Below are 16,949 nucleotides of genomic sequence, written 5' to 3'. Positions count from 1 at the left end.
TCCTGTGGCTCACCGCCTGCCCCACGGAAAGCGAGCGCCTGAAACGGAAATCAACCCCTTCCAAATTTTTTTGTTACATCCATGAAATTAAGAAACTCTACATATGAAAACTGTTTCATTAACACATGCGAACTTCTGTACTATAATGAAGTTGCAACCAGGTGGGAAAGGAAGTGAAGAGTATGGGATTTGTCCCTTTGCATATACATAGTGAATATTCGCTTCTAGAAAGCTCTTGCCGAATTGAAGAGCTCGTTCAATCTGCCAAGGAATTGGGCTACTCAGCGCTCGCCATAACTGATAAGTCAAATATGTATGGCGCTTTAAAGTTCTATACGACATGCTTAAAAGCAGGGATTCAGCCTATTATCGGTTTAGAAGCCGAAATAGGAAAACAGCACCAAAACACGAAGGAGAAAATACGCTCATCTCATAAAATACTTTTATATGCCATGAACACGGAAGGCTATGAAAATTTACTAAAACTTACAACGCTTATGCAAACAAAGCAAGAAGGGGAAGTTTCACCGCTTACCCATAAAGAGCTCGCAAACCATGCTGCAGGCCTAATAGTTGTTTCCTCTGGTTTAGAAGGTGAGATTCAAAAATACGTTGTGAACGAAGAGAATAGAGAAGACGGAAAACTGAATCGATTACTTGAATTTTACAAGCACTGGTTTTCTGATCGTTTTTATCTTGGACTTGAAGATCATAATACGGGGTTTGAAAAAACGGTAAACATGCAACTGCAGTCTCTTTCTAGAAAATTTCACATACCGTTAATTTGTATGCACGAAACGTATTACGTGAAAAGAGAAGATGCTAACGCACATGACATTCTGTTATGCATAAAGCAAGGGGAAAAGATTAATAATCGTGATCGATATAAATTGCCAACGAGTGAGTTTTATTTGAAATCACAGCCTGAGATGGAAGATTTATTCTCACACGTACCAGAAGCCTTATACGAAACAGCTAAACTTGCAGAAAGATGTTCATTAAAGCTTGATCTAGGTAATATCGCTCTTCCAAAATACCCTGTTCCAGCTACCCGTAACAGTTTTGAATATTTGACTGAACTGTGTGAAGAGGGCCTTTTAGAAAGATATGAAACCATAACAGCCGACATGAAAGAGCGTCTTTCGTACGAACTTACTGTTATCAAGAATATGAATTTTGAAGACTATTTTCTAATCGTTTGGGATTTTATGAAGTTTGCTCATGATGAAAAGATGATAACTGGCCCAGGGAGGGGTTCGGCCGCGGGTTCTTTAGTGGCTTATGTTCTTCATATTACAAACGTTGATCCTATCCACCATCAGTTGATCTTTGAACGTTTCTTAAATCCAGAACGGGTGACGATGCCAGATATTGATATTGATTTTCCTGACAACCGCCGTGATGAAGTGTTACGATATGTCGCGAACAAATATGGGACAGATTATGTTGCTCAAATTATAACTTTTGGTACATTGGCTGCCAGAGCTGCGATTAGAGACGCGGGAAGAGTAATGGATTTTCCTCCCTCTCTTATTGATCTGACGGCTAAGAATATACCTGCTAGACCAGGGATCACACTAGAAAATGCGTTGAAAGAATCCGCTGGTCTCAAGCAAACATACACAACAAACGCGGATGTAAAAAAACTTGTTGAAATTGCCATGACACTTGAGGGCTTGCCTAGACACGCTTCTACTCATGCAGCGGGTGTCGTCTTATCAGGTTCGCCGCTTGTTCAAAAAGTTCCTTTGCAGAATGGACACGATGGAATCCCGCTCACTCAATACAGTATGGATTGGCTTGTTGCAGCAGGACTCTTGAAAATGGACTTTTTAGGGTTGCGCAATTTATCACTCATTGAAAATATTTTGTTCGCGATTGAAGAGAACGAGAATGTCAAAATCGATCTTAATGAAATTTCTTTTTCGGATGCTAAAACGTTTGAGCTTCTTGCAAAAGGTGATACTACAGGCGTGTTTCAGCTCGAATCAGATGGCATGAGAAAGGTCCTTCAGCAGCTTAAACCGACAGAATTTGAAGACATTGTAGCAGTGAACGCACTTTATCGACCAGGTCCGATGCAAAACATTCCTGATTATATTGCAGGTAAACACGGTCAAAAGACAGTTGAATATATGCACCCTGACCTTGAGCCCATACTCAAAGCTACTTATGGTGTTATCGTCTATCAAGAACAGATCATGCAGATCGCTACAAAAGCTGCTGGATTTACTCTTGGAGAAGCTGATTTGTTAAGAAGAGCAGTGGGTAAAAAGAAACGGGAAATTTTGCTTCGTGAACGCCAGCATTTTGTGGCTGGGTGTTTAAAGCAAGGCTATGATGAAAAGTCAGCTGATGCTCTATATGATCTGATCGTTCGTTTTGCCGACTATGGGTTTCCAAGGAGCCATGCAGTTGCTTACAGTGTAATTGCCTATCAGCTGGCTTACTTAAAAGCAAATTATCCATCATATTTTATGGCAGCATTACTTTCAAGTGTTATTGGCAATCATGATAAAGTGTATCAATATATAAAAGAGTCTGAGCAAAAAGGAATTCCTGTTCTGCCTCCATCCATAAAAAAGGGCTCAGCTGTTTTTACATCTGAAGGATCAGCTGTTGCATTCGGTCTTTTAGCGATAACAAATGTAGGACTTCAAGCAGTAAGAACCCTTTTGGAAGAAAACCATAAAGAACCGTTTCAAGATCTGTTTGATATTTGTGCACGATGTCCTCAAAAAACAGTGAATAAACGAACGCTTGAATCGTTAATATTTGCAGGAGCGCTGGATGATCTTGGAGAAGACAGAGCTGTTCTGTTAGCTTCACTTGAAACAGCGATTGAATATGGAGAAGAGTTTCAGGAAATTTCACGAAAGAATCAAATGTATTTATTCGATGATGATATTAATCTTCCTAAGCCTTCTTACGTATCCGTTCAGCCTTTTCAAGGAAGCGAGAAACTTAAGTTTGAAAAAGAGGCACTTGGCTTTTTCTTTTCTTCTCACCCGTTAGAACGATATCGTTCCATCCTTGGAAGCTGGAGAGCAGCTGATATTAGGGATCTGAAGGAAAAAAGATCTTCTGTCCGCCTTGGTGTTATAGTGGACAAAGTCCGTGTCATTAAAACCAAAAAAGGAGAGCTGATGGCTTTTCTAACAATTAGTGATGTGAGCGGTGATATTGAAGCTGTTGCTTTTCCTAAAGTGTACGAGGCCAATCACAGTATTCTGCAAAAAGGTGAACAATTATTTTTAGAAGGAAGTGTTGAGCAGCGTAACGAAACCATACAGATCCTTATTAATCAATGCAAGCTGCTGGAAGAATTAAAACCCAATGACCAACCGACTGTATTTATAAAGATTGATAAAGATCATCAATCACCTGAATACTTAAATGCAGTGAAGACGATTTTGGACCAATCGAAAGGTAATGGATCTGTTGTGCTCATCTATGAGGAGAACAGACAGAAGGTTCAGCTCTCTCAAAAAATAAAGGCTACGGAAAGTTTATTGTTAGAGTTGCAATCCATTATTGGTGAGGGTAACGTCGTGTTGAGAAAAAATTAAAAACTTTACAGTTAGTTAACTTTTGTTATAATGAATGAGTCAATAACAGTGGTCTGACCACCTCCTAATTTGACTCATCGACCATAAATTTTTAAATCATTAGGAGATGAAGAGATGTCTACATTACGAGAAGAAGCACTACACATGCACCGCACACATCAAGGGAAATTAGAATCAAAATCAAAAGTACCTGTCCGAAATGCAAAGGATTTAAGCCTTGCCTATTCTCCAGGTGTTGCTGAGCCTTGCAAGGATATTTATGACGATAAATCAAAAGTCTATGACTATACGATGAAAGGTAATACAGTAGCTGTTGTTTCTGACGGTACAGCTGTTTTAGGACTAGGGAATATTGGACCTGAAGCTGCATTGCCAGTTATGGAAGGAAAAGCTGTTCTTTTTAAGAGTTTTGCTGGAGTTGATGCATTTCCAATCTGTTTAAATACGACAGATGTGGACAAGATTGTTGAAACCGTAAAACTGCTCGAGCCGACGTTCGGTGGTGTGAATCTAGAAGATATTGCAGCACCTAATTGTTTCGTAGTAGAAGAGCGATTGAAAAAAGAAACAAATATTCCCATCTTCCATGATGATCAGCATGGAACAGCAATTGTTACGCTAGCTGGCCTAGTAAACGCACTTAAATTAACTGGACGTGAAATGTCAAAAATTAAAGTTGTTGTTAATGGAGCTGGAGCTGCTGGTATAGCAATCATCAAATTGTTAGATCGTTTTGGCGTAAAAGACATCATTATGTGTGATACAAAAGGTGCGATCTACGAAGGCCGCCCTTTTGGTATGAACAGTGTAAAGAAAGAAGTAGCAAGGTTCACAAACCGTACAAAACAAGAAGGTACACTTGCTGATGTCATTAGCGGTACTGATGTTTTTGTAGGGGTTTCTGTAGAAGGTGCTCTTACTAAAGCAATGGTAGAATCGATGAATCCTGAACCGATTATTTTTGCGATGGCGAACCCTAATCCTGAAATTATGCCTCATGAAGCTCGTGAAGCAGGCGCGATGGTTATTGGAACAGGACGTTCAGATTTCCCGAACCAAGTTAACAACGTACTTGCATTTCCAGGTATTTTCCGAGGTGCTCTTGATGTAAGAGCGACACATATCAATGAGGAAATGAAGATTGCGGCTGTGCATGCCATTGCAAACTTAGTAAATCCTGTTGAATTAAATGCAGAATACGTTATTCCAGCACCATTTGATCCTCGTGTTGCTCCAGCCGTTGCAGCAGCCGTTGCTACTGCAGCTATGGAAACAGGTGTTGCACGCATCCGTATGAGTCCAGAAGAAATTGCTGAAAAGACAAAGAGACTTGCAATTATCGGAAAAGATGAATGAAACCGGCAAAGGAGAGAGGAATGTCTGTCCAGCCTACCGAAAAAGTATATATTGAAATCTTAAAGCAAATTAAATCTATTATTGTAGAAGACGGTCTTCAAGCGGGTAACAAGCTTCCATCTGAACGGGAGCTAAGTGACCGTTTAAAAGCTGGAAGGTCGTCTGTTCGTGAAGCGTTAAGGGCTCTGGAACTGCTCGGGTTAATTGAAACCAGAAGAGGTGAAGGGACTTTTATACGTGAAGCAACCGGCCATCGTCTTGTAGAAGTTCTTGCTTCTTTCATTTTGAACGATAAAAAAGCGAGACAAGATCTTGAGGAAACAAGACACATTGTTATTAAAGATTGTACAGAGCTTGCTGTTACTAGATGTGATTCCTCTACAATCAGCAAGCTAAGGGAATTAATCCGGCAAATGGATAACGGTGGCCAAAAGGAAACAAGTGAAGTCTGTAGAAAATTTGAAAAAATTGTTATTCAATCATGCGGCAATCATCTTCTTTATCGTTTATATGTAGAACTGACGGGTTATGGATCATCTTTGCAACAGGCAAAATCCTATTGGCAACCGGCTCTTTGTAAAGAGGTCTTAGAACTTCTTGAACAAAAGAATCCCGAAAAGCTAACGAATTTGTTATCAAAACAAAACGATGCCCTAAACGCAATCGAATAGGTGGTGTTATTCATTCATGATTAAAGGTTTGTTTGTAAAAAAGAAAAAATATGCCACAATACCAACTGGTAAAGTAAAACAAGATGTACCAGAAGGCATTATGAGTAAATGTCCTGAGTGCAAGCACATCATGGTAACCAAAGAGTTAAGAAAAAATCTGCTTGTATGTCAAGGTTGTCAGTATCATTATCCGATGTCATCCCAAGAACGAATAGCCTCTCTGATTGATGAAGGAACCTTTACGGAATATGATGCTGAAATGATTTCAGGAAATCCTCTAGAATTCCCTGATTATGTGGAAAAGCTTGAGGGTGACCGAAAGAAAACAAAGATTAACGAAGCTGTGGTTACGGGTGCGGGTCAGATGAACGGACTAGATGTAACACTTGCTGTAATGGATTCCCGTTTTAGAATGGGCAGCATGGGTTCTGTTGTTGGGGAGAAGATTACACGTGCGATCGAACACGCAATTGATAATGAAACCCCGTTTATCATTTTTACAGCATCAGGCGGGGCTCGGATGCAGGAAGGCGTTCTAAGTCTAATGCAGATGGCAAAAACGAGTGTTGCTCTAAAAAGACTGAGTGACAGAGGGTTATTGTTTATTTCTGTCATGACACATCCAACGACTGGAGGAGTTTCTGCAAGTTTTGCTTCTGTTGGAGATTATAACTTCGCAGAGCCGAAAGCTCTAATTGGATTTGCGGGTAGAAGAATCATTGAACAAACGATTCGCCAAGAATTGCCGGAAGATTTCCAGACGGCTGAGTTTTTATTAAAACATGGCCAGTTGGACAGAGTCATTCATAGAAGTGATATGAAAAAGACGTTGAGTACTTTGTTAAAGATGCATACAGAAGGGAGGCGTTAAAGCATGGCGGCAGAACTAGAATTCGAAAGACCTATACACGAACTTGAAAAAAAGATAGCAGAATTGAGATCTTTTATGGACGAAAAGGATATTGACTTAACAGATGAGATAAAAAGGCTGGAAGAAAAACTGGCTAATCTTGAAAAAAGTACGTATTCAGAAATGAAACCGTGGGATCGTGTTCAAATTGCCCGGCATGCTGAACGCCCGACTACCCTTGATTATATTCGCTATCTTTTTACCGATTTTATTGAATTACATGGAGACAGGCTTTTTGGTGACGACGAAGCGATTGTTGGTGGAGTCGCTTTTTATAAGGAACTTCCTGTTACGGTAATCGGTCATCAAAGAGGGAAAGATACGAAGGAAAATCTTAGACGTAACTTTGGTATGCCTCATCCAGAGGGATATCGTAAAGCACTGCGTTTGATGAAGCAGGCAGAAAAGTTTAATAGACCAATAATCTGTTTCATCGATACAAAAGGAGCTTATCCTGGAAAAGCAGCAGAAGAAAGAGGACAGAGTGAAGCCATTGCACGAAATCTCGTTGAGATGGCGGGCTTAACGGTTCCTGTTATTTGTGTTGTAATCGGGGAAGGTGGAAGCGGCGGTGCACTAGCACTAGGTGTTGGTAACTATGTCCACATGCTAGAAAACTCAACTTATTCCGTAATTTCACCAGAAGGTGCCGCTGCAATTCTCTGGAAAGACGCATCATTAGCTAAAAAAGCTGCAGAATCTATGAGAATTACAGCTCCAGATCTGAAAGAAATGGGAATTATTGATGAAATTATAGAAGAAGTTAAAGGCGGTGCGCATAAAGATGCCAAGCACCAAGCTGAATTGATTGACCATATCTTGGAAAAATCGTTAAATAACTTGTTATCAATGTCCGAAGAAGAGCTTATTAATCAGCGTTATGAAAAATATAAAAAAATCGGACAATTTGGGTTTGTAAACGATTCCATTGTTGTTAAATAGGGAATGTGCCTTTCTGCTTAAGGAAAGGCGCATTTTTTTGTCTATTGTTGTCTATTGTGTTCAACATTTGAACATGATATTTTAATAAGACGAGAGAACTAGAGAGGTGAAATGTTTCATGAAACGGATAGGAGTTCTAACGAGTGGTGGAGATTCACCCGGCATGAATGCTGCGATTCGAGCAGTTGTTCGAAAAGGAATCTACCACGATTTAGAAGTTTACGGTATATACAATGGTTATGCAGGATTAATTTCAGGGAATATAAAAAAACTAGAGTTAGGTTCTGTTGGAGATATAATTCATCGTGGAGGAACAATGCTGCATTCTGCACGATGTTTAGAATTTAAAACACCAGAAGGTCAGCAAAAAGGAATTGAACAGCTAAAGAAATTCGGTATCGAAGGACTAGTCGTAATCGGTGGGGACGGATCTTTCCAAGGAGCAAAGAAGTTATCTGAACAAGGATATCCTACGATTGGTGTTCCTGGAACGATTGATAATGACATTCCTGGAACTGATTTCACAATCGGTTTTGATACAGCTTTAAATACGATTATTGATGCTATTGATAAGATTCGCGATACTGCAACTTCTCATGAACGTACCTATATTATCGAAGTTATGGGACGGGATGCAGGTGACCTTGCATTGTGGGCAGGACTAGCTGATGGAGCAGAAACTATTCTAATTCCCGAAGAAGACCACAAGATGGAACAAGTGGTTCAAAAGCTTCAAAGAGGACATGAGCGCGGAAAGAAACACAGTATTATCATTGTTGCTGAAGGCTGTGGAAGCGGTGTTGATGTTGCAAAAGAAATTGAAACACTAACAGGATTTGAAACAAGGGTTACTGTTTTAGGACATATCCAGCGTGGCGGATCCCCAACTGCTTTTGATCGTGTATTAGCAAGCCGACTAGGTGCGCAAGCGGTTGAACTGTTATTAGAGGGCAAAGCTGGAAGAACAGTAGGTATTGAAAACAACAAACTTGTTGATTATGACATTACAGAGGTTTTATCAAGAAAACATTCGATTGACAAACAAATGTATCGATTATCTCAAGAATTATCCATATAACCAGCAAAATAGCATCGTACGGCTGCAGAAATTTGTATTTAGTCCGTACGATGTCTTCTTGCGAAAAAAGAAATCAGGAGGCCATTTACATGATGCGCAAAACTAAAATCGTTTGTACGATAGGTCCTGCAAGCGAAAGCATTGATAAATTAAAAGATTTGATGAATGCTGGGATGAACGTTTCCCGTCTAAACTTCTCACATGGTGACTTTGAAGAACATGGTCAACGTATTATTAATATCCGTGAAGCTTCAAAAGAACTTGGCAAAACGGTTGCCATTCTTTTAGACACAAAAGGCCCTGAGATTCGTACTCAAACACTTGAAGGCGGAGTAGCTGAACTTGTAGCTGGGAATGAACTGATCGTTTCTATGGAAGAAGTTGTCGGAAATGATAAGAAGATCTCTGTAACGTACCCTGGTCTTGTAGAAGACGTTGAAGTCGGCTCAAGAATCTTACTTGATGATGGATTGATTGAGCTTGAAGTAACTTCAATCGGTCAGAATGAACTTACTACAAAAATCTTAAACTCAGGAACATTGAAAAACAAAAAAGGTGTTAACGTACCGAACGTAAGCGTAAAGCTTCCTGGTATTACAGACAAAGATGCAAAAGATATCCAGTTCGGTATTGAACAAGGCGTTGATTTTATCGCAGCATCCTTCGTGCGACGTGCAACGGATGTGCTCGAAATTCGTGAAATCTTGGATAAGCACAATGCGAATCATATTCAAATTATCCCTAAGATCGAGAACCAAGAAGGTGTAGATAATATTGATGAGATTCTTGCTGTATCTGACGGATTAATGGTTGCACGTGGTGACCTCGGTGTTGAGATCCCTGCTGAAGAAGTGCCTCTTGTTCAGAAGATGCTTATCAAGAAGTGTAATGAGCTCGGAAAACCAGTAATCACGGCAACACAGATGTTAGATTCTATGCAGCGTAACCCGCGTCCTACACGTGCTGAAGCGAGTGACGTAGCTAACGCTATCTTCGACGGTACAGACGCTATCATGCTATCTGGAGAAACGGCTGCAGGTAACTATCCTGTTGAAGCAGTTCAAACGATGCACAAGATTGCTAGCCGCGCTGAGAGCTCATTAAACTACAAGACACTTTTATCGTCAAAAAGCAAAGAAAGCAAAACAACAATTACAGATGCTATTTCTCAATCAGTATCCTTTACAGCGCTTAACTTAGAGGCAGATGCAGTGATTACGGCAACAGAAAAAGGGCAAACAGCTCGAATGATTTCGAAGTATCGTCCTAAAGCGCCAATCATTGCTGTAACAAGCAATGAAGATGTTTGCCGTAAGCTTGCTCTTGTATGGGGTGTTACACCTGTTAAAGGAGAAAAAGCAGGAACAACGGATGAAATGTTCCAAATTGCAATTGATTCAGCTTTAAAAGCGAATGCGGTTCAACACGGCAGCCTAGTTGTGATTACTGCAGGTGTTCCAGTTGGTGAATCTGGGTCTACGAACTTGATGAAAGTACACATCATTGGTGATGTACTTGCGAAAGCTCAAGGGATCGGACAATCATCTGCTTCAGGTAAAGTAGTTGTAGCAAAAACAGCTCAAGAAGCGATGGAGAAGATGACAGAAGGAGCAATCCTTGTAACGGTTGGCACAGACCGTGATATGATGCCTGCATTTGAAAAAGCATCAGCTGTTATTACAGAAGAAGGCGGCTTAACTAGCCATGCGGCAGTTTGTGGAGTATCTCTAAGTATTCCAGTTATTGTGGGTCTGCAAAATGCAACTGACATCTTTAAAGATGGTCAAGAGATTACCATTGATGCTTCTGTAGGTTATATTTACGATGGAAGAAAGAGTGTTATCTAAATGATGAAAAGAGAAGGATGAAACCTTCTCTTTTTTGCTACGTAAAATTCCTTATATCCAATTTGGTCTTATGAAAGCGGTGGTTTAATTTGTTCCGAGTATTATTACCGATTTTTATCATCATTCCATTGATTGAAGTCATTCTCTTTATTTTGGCAGGACAATACATCGGTATCCCTGCTACGATTGCATGCATATTCTTCACAGGCATATTAGGAGCTTACTTAGCAAAAAAAGAAGGTACGGAAACGCTGCAGCGAGCAAAAAGGCAGCTGGAAAGCGGACAAATGCCTGGGGATGCAGTTTTAGACGGAGCGTGTATTCTTGTCGGTGGAGCACTCTTGTTAACTCCTGGATTTCTAACCGATTTTTTAGGTTTTTCTTTACTCTTTCCCCCGTTAAGAAAGCCGGTAAAGTTTTGGCTAAAAGCAAAGATCTTTCAAAAAATGAAATCAGGTCAATTTTATTTTATTAAAAGAAGATAGTGTAAAATGTGGTGTATTACAATCTTGGACAAGCTCTTTTGAATTATCATGAAAAAATGAATCAAAAAGCACTATTTTATTTCACAATTTGTACTCCATACGAGAAAACGTTATGTTTATTGCATTTTTTTCTTTTTTTAAGACTCAGTAAGTAAAAAAAATAATCGTCGAAGTATGGTGAAAGCTAACAATTCTACACTATTGAGCGAAAACAGCTGTGTTGTGAGCAGAAATGGCAAGTTTGTGAGCGAAACGGAGCTCCGATTGAGCGAAACTGACCCCTGACTGAGCGAAAACCCTATTCGTTTGCGCGAAAGTGTAATAAATAAAAGAACACGTACCATAAAAAATGCTGCTGCATCAATTTTCTGTAATAGGGTGCTTTAACTGAATAATGCTAAATGAAAAAGACCAGACATAAAAATCTGGTCTTTTTCATGTCAAATACCATCTAATTATAGTGCTATATCACCTGCTAAAAAGCTTGCGGATTACTAATTTTCTCCTCCAAAAGAGAACGCGTTATGAATTAGGAAGACGTTTTTTCTTTGGTTTCTTTTTCTAAAGGATTGTTGCTTAACCTCCTCTTAATAGCAACCTGGAACGCAAATCAACCTTCCAAAAGCATCATAGAATCCAAAAACAGCTTTTTACTTTTGTATAGGCTTCATAACAAACTGATAAATTTCATGAAAGAACTTCGCTTCATAAAGTGCTCGAATGATAACAAGAATCACAGGACCTATTATCAATCCAATAAAACCAAATAGCTGGAAGCCTGCAAATAAAGCAACTAAAGTTGCCAGAGGGTCAAGTCCGATTGTTTGGGATAAAAGTTTTGGCTCCATGATCTGACGCTGAATAACGACAATGCCATAAAGGATGGAGAGTCCTATCGTCAGCGTATAGTTTCCAGTCAAGAAACAATAAGCGATCCAGGGTAAAAAAACAGCACCAGTACCAAGGTATGGAAGTAAATCAATGGCTCCAATCAACACGGAAATCGTGACTGCATAATCGATCTGTAAAATAAGTAAGCCTACTAAAACGATACATGCCGTAATAGAGATTAACGTTAATTGTGCTTTTATAAAACCGAATAATGCTTTTCGTAATTCAATATAAACCGTATGGACAGTCAAAGTTAGCTTTTTAGGAAGAGTTGAAGTGAGAAAACCAGTCAGTCTGTACCAGTCTTTACTAATAAAGAAGGCTGCTAAAAGTGAAAAGATGAATACCGTTAAAAAAGTAGGAAGGCTTACAATCATAGAAGAGACACTGTTAATGATTGCTTGCGTAATACTTGTTGCAGTCGAAGTGATTTCTGTTCCGACCTTCTCTATATTATCCATAACGGTTTCTTGCTGGTCTGTTCCTAATTGGCTGTAAATAGAGAGCATATCTTGATATAATGGCAGGATATTTGTTTTAAAGGATTTTTCAAAATAAAATACAAGCTCTTGAATATATGCAGGTAACTCATGGGCTAAATATGCGAATCCGGTCATCATTTCTTGAATTAGCAGTGTTACAAGTAAGACAAGAACCCCAAGAAGAGCTAATATGGAAAGAATGATAGAAAGTGCTCTATTCATTTTAAATCTTGCCGTTAAAAAATCAACAAATGGATTGATGAGCAGTGCAATAATTGCACCTGCAATAAATGGATACAAAATGCCTGAGACATAATAACTGGTAAAAATAAGAACAAATGCAAAAAATACAATAGAAATCAAACGAAGTAATCGATGTGTCAGTTCGGTATACACTTTTTTCACCTGCCTTTTTCGTACATAACATGTAATCAGAAAGGATTTTATTCCATGGAACCTATTCTTTTTTTAATAGGATTATTAATCATTGGCGTAGTCGCTAAAAACCAATCCTTGATCATTGCAGTAGCATTTCTGTTAGTGTTAAAATTTACCGGATTCGGTGAGAAGTGGTTTTCTCTTATTCAGCAAAAGGGAATAAATTGGGGTGTGACCATCATTACAATAGCCGTTTTAGTACCTATCGCTTCTGGTGAAATCGGTTTTAAACAACTGTCAGAAGCACTCCGCTCATCTTATGCTTGGATTGCCCTATTGTCAGGGGTTTTTGTTGCTATTATTGCGAGCAGAGGACTTCACTTGCTGCAAAATGATCCTCATATTACAGCGGCTTTAGTGTTCGGAACGATTCTTGCCGTTGCTCTATTTAAAGGAGTGGCAGTAGGGCCGTTAATAGGTGCAGGGATCGCCTACATGGCAATGAAGATCGTTGGGCTGTTTACCGGTTCATAAGGCTTATCCACATGAATTAAGTGATATCCGTTCACAAATATCAGATTATTGTTTATAATTGATGTGTATGTCCCATTTCCTTTAAATAGTCTTTCATTTTTCAAGTCTCAGTTTTGAGATTAAAGGCCGGAAATGCAAAAGGCAATCCGCCTTTTTTTAAAAAGAAAAATGTAAGCTCTTTCTATTTTTTAAAAAGTGAAAATAATTAAAGGAGAAGAGAGAATAACAGAAAAAAAGGAGAGATAGCCATGACAGCTACAAGAGGATTAGAAGGAATTGTTGCAACAACATCTTCTGTCAGCTCTATCATTGACGATGTTTTAACCTATAGAGGATATAGCATTGATGACTTAGCTGAACATGCAACTTTTGAGGAAGTTGTATACTTGCTTTGGAATGGTAAACTGCCTAACCAATCTGAATTAGATCAATTTAAATCAGAACTAGCAGAGGCAAGTGAGCTGCCTGCAGAACTGTTGGAACAAATGAAATCGCTTCCTTTGAAAAATGCACATTCTATGACTGTATTACGTACGATCGTCTCAACACTTGCGATGTATGATGCAGATGCAGAGGATATGTCTACGGAAGGGAATTATAAAAAAGCCATCCGTCTTCAGGCACAGATGTCTTCCCTTGTGACGGCATATGCACGTATTAGAGAAGGAAAAGATCCGATCGCTCCTAAAAAAGAACTTAGCTATGCGGCTAACTTCCTATATATGCTAACAGGTAAAGAGCCTGATGAAATTTCTGAAACTGCTTTTAACAAAGCACTAGTATTGCATGCAGACCATGAGTTGAACGCTTCTACATTTACTGCACGTGTATGTGTAGCTACGCTTTCTGATATTTATTCTGGAATTACTGCAGCAATCGGTGCATTAAAAGGACCGCTTCACGGTGGAGCAAATGAACAAGTAATGAAGATGCTTTCTGAAATCGGTGAAGAGGCAAATGTTGAATCTTACTTGGAGAATGCAATCGAGAACAAACAAAAAATCATGGGCTTTGGTCACCGTGTATACAAAAATGGTGATCCGCGTGCGAAACATTTGCGTGAGATGTCTAAACAGCTTACAGCCATTACTGGGGAAGAAAAATGGTACACGATGAGTGTGAAGATTGAAGACACATTAAAGCAGAAAAAAGGATTACTGCCAAACGTTGATTTCTATTCTGCGAGTGTTTACCACAGCTTAGGAATCGCTCATGACCTATTCACACCAATCTTTGCAATCAGCCGTGTTTCTGGATGGATTGCTCACATTTTGGAACAATACGAAAATAACCGTTTAATCCGCCCGCGTGCTGAATATATCGGACCAGATATGCAGCAGTATGTTGCTTTAGAGCAAAGATAAACTTAAATTTATAGGACATAACGTAAAAAGAGAAGGGATTCTTCTTCTCTTTTACCTATGTTTTTTAGTAGACTAGTAGAGTACATGCAATCGAAGAATTAGGAGGAATTTAGAATGTCTAACGGAGAACGTATTACAGTCGATAATGGTGTATTGAACGTACCAAATCAACCGGTTATCCCTTTTATTGAAGGTGACGGTACTGGACCAGATATTTGGGCTGCTGCTTCACGTGTATTAGAAGCTGCTGTTGAAAAAGCATATAACGGTGAGAAAAAAATCGTATGGAAAGAAGTTCTTGCTGGAGAAAAAGCGTTTAACCAAACTGGTGAATGGCTGCCTTCAGAAACACTTGATGTGATTCGCGATTACATAATTGCGATTAAAGGACCTTTAACAACTCCAGTAGGAGGAGGAATTCGTTCTTTAAACGTAGCATTAAGACAAGAGTTGGACCTATTCACTTGCTTGCGTCCGGTTCAATACTTTAAAGGGGTTCCTTCACCAGTAAAGCGCCCAGAAGATACAAACATGGTTATTTTCCGTGAAAACACAGAAGATATCTATGCTGGTATCGAATATGCTAGCGGTTCTGATGAAGTGAAAAAACTGATTCAATTCCTTCAAGACGAAATGGGAGTTAACAAGATCCGTTTCCCTGAAACTTCAGGTATCGGAATCAAACCTGTTTCTTCAGAAGGAACGCAGCGTCTCGTACGTGCTGCGATTCAATACGCAATCAACGAAGGCCGTAAGAGTGTAACACTTGTTCACAAAGGAAACATCATGAAGTATACAGAAGGTGCTTTCAAGAACTGGGGTTATGAGCTAGCAGAAGCTGAATTTGGCGACAAAGTATTCACATGGGCTCAATATGACCGCATTGCTGAAGAAAGCGGAAAAGACGCTGCTGACAAGGCTCAAGCTGACGCTGAAGCTGCTGGAAAGATTATCGTTAAAGATTCAATCGCTGATATTTTCTTACAGCAAATTTTAACTCGTCCAGCTGAATTTGATGTAGTTGCAACAATGAACTTGAACGGTGACTACATTTCTGATGCACTTGCTGCACAAGTTGGTGGTATCGGTATTGCTCCAGGAGCAAACATCAACTACGAAACAGGACATGCGATCTTTGAAGCAACTCATGGTACAGCTCCAAAGTATGCTGGTCTTGATAAAGTAAACCCATCATCTGTTATCCTTTCAGGCGTATTAATGCTTGAGCATTTAGGTTGGGGAGAAGCTGCTAAATTAGTACTTTCTTCAATGGAAAATACGATTGCTAGTAAAGTTGTAACGTATGACTTTGCTCGTCTTATGGACGGTGCAACTGAAGTGAAGTGTTCTGAGTTTGCAGACGAACTAATCAAAAATATGTAATCGTTGTTGGCCCCTTTCACGAGGGGTCTTTTCAAAAGACAAGGAATTATAACGGTTTCTATCATGTTTCTGGAGGGAAAGACATGGCTAACAAACGTAAAAAGATTTCAGTTATTGGCGGAGGTTTTACCGGAGCAACAACGGCATTTATCTTAGGGCAAAAAGAAGTTGGGGACGTCGTATTAGTTGATATTCCCCAGATGGAAAACCCGACGAAGGGTAAAGCGCTAGATATGATGGAAGCGAGCCCTGTTCAAGGTTTTGACGCTGCGATTACAGGAACGAGTGATTATGCAGATACAGCGGGTTCTGATGTAGTCGTTATTACTGCTGGTATCGCTCGTAAGCCTGGAATGAGCCGTGATGACCTAGTGAATACGAATGCGGGTATTATGAAGAGTGTAACGAAGGAGATTGTTAAACATTCTCCGGAATGTACAATCATCGTTTTAACAAACCCAGTTGATGCTATGACTTATACAGTTCTTAAAGAGTCAGGTTTTCCGAAGAGCCGTGTAATCGGTCAATCTGGGATTCTAGATACAGCTCGCTTCCGCACTTTTGTCGCTATGGAGTTAAATCTTTCTGTTAAAGACGTTACGGGCTTTGTTCTTGGTGGTCACGGAGACGATATGGTTCCTTTAGTACGCTATTCCTATGCAGGTGGAATTCCGCTTGAAAAATTAATCTCAAAAGACCGACTTGATGCTATTGTTGAGCGTACACGTAAAGGCGGCGGTGAAATTGTCAATCTTTTAGGCAACGGTTCCGCTTATTATGCGCCAGCTGCTTCATTAGTCGAGATGGTCGAAGCGATCGTTAAAGACCAACGCAGAGTGCTTCCTTCAATCGCTTACTTAGAAGGTGAATACGGTTATGAAGGAATCTGCCTTGGAGTTCCGACTATCCTTGGCGGTAACGGTCTGGAAGAAATTATCGAAATTGAGCTTACACCTGAAGAGAAAGCAGCTCTTGATCAATCTGCAGAGTCTGTGAAATCAGTTATGAAAGTATTGGCATAAGCATCTAACAATAAGAAAGATTCGGGCATAGCTCGGA

13 protein-coding genes are annotated in these 16,949 nt (G+C 39.7%); 12 read left to right on the top strand and 1 reads right to left on the bottom strand.

Features of this window, described 5'->3' with window-relative positions; translation table 11 throughout:
- Positions 1-182 precede the first annotated feature (182 nt).
- The 8 genes from dnaE (at position 183) to AWM68_RS15365 (ending at position 10,858) form a co-directional block, all read left to right on the top strand.
- Complete coding sequence (gene dnaE, locus AWM68_RS15400) at positions 183-3,569, top strand: DNA polymerase III subunit alpha (RefSeq protein ID WP_066243704.1); 3,387 nt, start codon at positions 183-185, stop codon at positions 3,567-3,569.
- A gap of 114 nt (positions 3,570-3,683) precedes the next feature.
- Positions 3,684-4,925: an NAD(P)-dependent malic enzyme gene (locus AWM68_RS15395; protein WP_066243701.1), complete on the top strand. Its 1,242-nt coding sequence runs from the start codon at positions 3,684-3,686 to the stop codon at positions 4,923-4,925.
- A 20-nt stretch (positions 4,926-4,945) separates the two neighbouring features.
- Positions 4,946-5,596 (top strand): FadR/GntR family transcriptional regulator, encoded by a 651-nt coding sequence (locus AWM68_RS15390; RefSeq protein WP_066243699.1) that lies wholly within the window; start codon positions 4,946-4,948, stop codon positions 5,594-5,596.
- Positions 5,597-5,612: 16 nt separating this feature from the next.
- The gene (gene accD / locus AWM68_RS15385) at positions 5,613-6,467 is read left to right on the top strand and encodes an acetyl-CoA carboxylase, carboxyltransferase subunit beta (RefSeq protein WP_066243696.1); all 855 of its coding nucleotides are present in this window, start codon (positions 5,613-5,615) and stop codon (positions 6,465-6,467) included.
- A gap of 3 nt (positions 6,468-6,470) precedes the next feature.
- Positions 6,471-7,448 carry an acetyl-CoA carboxylase carboxyl transferase subunit alpha gene (gene accA / locus AWM68_RS15380; protein ID WP_066243694.1) on the top strand — a complete coding sequence of 326 codons (978 nt, stop codon included), beginning with the start codon at positions 6,471-6,473 and terminating at the stop codon, positions 7,446-7,448.
- Between the two features lie 118 nt (positions 7,449-7,566).
- Positions 7,567-8,526, top strand: coding sequence for a 6-phosphofructokinase (pfkA, locus tag AWM68_RS15375; RefSeq protein WP_066243690.1), 960 nt, complete (start codon positions 7,567-7,569; stop codon positions 8,524-8,526).
- A gap of 92 nt (positions 8,527-8,618) precedes the next feature.
- Positions 8,619-10,373, top strand: a complete 1,755-nt coding sequence (gene pyk / locus AWM68_RS15370) for a pyruvate kinase (protein WP_066244120.1) — start codon at positions 8,619-8,621, stop codon at positions 10,371-10,373.
- Between the two features lie 89 nt (positions 10,374-10,462).
- Positions 10,463-10,858: an FxsA family protein gene (locus AWM68_RS15365; RefSeq protein ID WP_066243688.1), complete on the top strand. Its 396-nt coding sequence runs from the start codon at positions 10,463-10,465 to the stop codon at positions 10,856-10,858.
- Between the two features lie 650 nt (positions 10,859-11,508).
- Here AWM68_RS15365 and ytvI read toward each other — a convergent pair.
- Positions 11,509-12,627, bottom strand: a complete 1,119-nt coding sequence (ytvI, locus tag AWM68_RS15360) for a sporulation integral membrane protein YtvI (RefSeq protein ID WP_066243685.1) — start codon at positions 12,625-12,627, stop codon at positions 11,509-11,511.
- 54 nt (positions 12,628-12,681) lie between these two features.
- On the opposite strand from ytvI, the gene AWM68_RS15355 reads away from it, so the two are divergent.
- The 4 genes from AWM68_RS15355 to mdh all read left to right on the top strand — a co-directional run bounded on the left by AWM68_RS15355 (position 12,682) and on the right by mdh (position 16,912).
- Positions 12,682-13,143: a DUF441 domain-containing protein gene (locus tag AWM68_RS15355; protein WP_066243682.1), complete on the top strand. Its 462-nt coding sequence runs from the start codon at positions 12,682-12,684 to the stop codon at positions 13,141-13,143.
- Positions 13,144-13,391: 248 nt separating this feature from the next.
- Positions 13,392-14,507, top strand: a complete 1,116-nt coding sequence (gene citZ / locus AWM68_RS15350; protein WP_066243680.1) for a citrate synthase — start codon at positions 13,392-13,394, stop codon at positions 14,505-14,507.
- 114 nt (positions 14,508-14,621) lie between these two features.
- Positions 14,622-15,890: an NADP-dependent isocitrate dehydrogenase gene (gene icd / locus AWM68_RS15345; protein WP_066243677.1), complete on the top strand. Its 1,269-nt coding sequence runs from the start codon at positions 14,622-14,624 to the stop codon at positions 15,888-15,890.
- A gap of 83 nt (positions 15,891-15,973) precedes the next feature.
- Complete coding sequence (gene mdh / locus AWM68_RS15340; protein WP_066243674.1) at positions 15,974-16,912, top strand: malate dehydrogenase; 939 nt, start codon at positions 15,974-15,976, stop codon at positions 16,910-16,912.
- Positions 16,913-16,949 lie beyond the last annotated feature (37 nt).

Source organism: Fictibacillus phosphorivorans, from assembly GCF_001619875.1.
GTDB lineage: Bacteria > Bacillota > Bacilli > Bacillales > Fictibacillaceae > Fictibacillus > Fictibacillus phosphorivorans_B.
The sequence above is the reverse complement of the archived record's forward strand: the minus strand, read 5'-3'. Positions and strand labels throughout refer to the sequence as shown.

What these genes read in the sequence shown, in the direction of transcription:
- pyk (WP_066244120.1), top strand. Translation starts at nt 8,619, where the DNA reads ATGCGCAAAACTAAAATCGTTTGTACGATAGGTCCTGCAAGCGAAAGC.
- accD (WP_066243696.1), top strand. Translation starts at nt 5,613, where the DNA reads ATGATTAAAGGTTTGTTTGTAAAAAAGAAAAAATATGCCACAATACCA.
- AWM68_RS15395 (WP_066243701.1), top strand. Translation starts at nt 3,684, where the DNA reads ATGTCTACATTACGAGAAGAAGCACTACACATGCACCGCACACATCAA.
- AWM68_RS15355 (WP_066243682.1), top strand. Translation starts at nt 12,682, where the DNA reads ATGGAACCTATTCTTTTTTTAATAGGATTATTAATCATTGGCGTAGTC.
- icd (WP_066243677.1), top strand. Translation starts at nt 14,622, where the DNA reads ATGTCTAACGGAGAACGTATTACAGTCGATAATGGTGTATTGAACGTA.
- mdh (WP_066243674.1), top strand. Translation starts at nt 15,974, where the DNA reads ATGGCTAACAAACGTAAAAAGATTTCAGTTATTGGCGGAGGTTTTACC.
- dnaE (WP_066243704.1), top strand. Translation starts at nt 183, where the DNA reads ATGGGATTTGTCCCTTTGCATATACATAGTGAATATTCGCTTCTAGAA.
- citZ (WP_066243680.1), top strand. Translation starts at nt 13,392, where the DNA reads ATGACAGCTACAAGAGGATTAGAAGGAATTGTTGCAACAACATCTTCT.
- accA (WP_066243694.1), top strand. Translation starts at nt 6,471, where the DNA reads ATGGCGGCAGAACTAGAATTCGAAAGACCTATACACGAACTTGAAAAA.
- pfkA (WP_066243690.1), top strand. Translation starts at nt 7,567, where the DNA reads ATGAAACGGATAGGAGTTCTAACGAGTGGTGGAGATTCACCCGGCATG.
- AWM68_RS15390 (WP_066243699.1), top strand. Translation starts at nt 4,946, where the DNA reads ATGTCTGTCCAGCCTACCGAAAAAGTATATATTGAAATCTTAAAGCAA.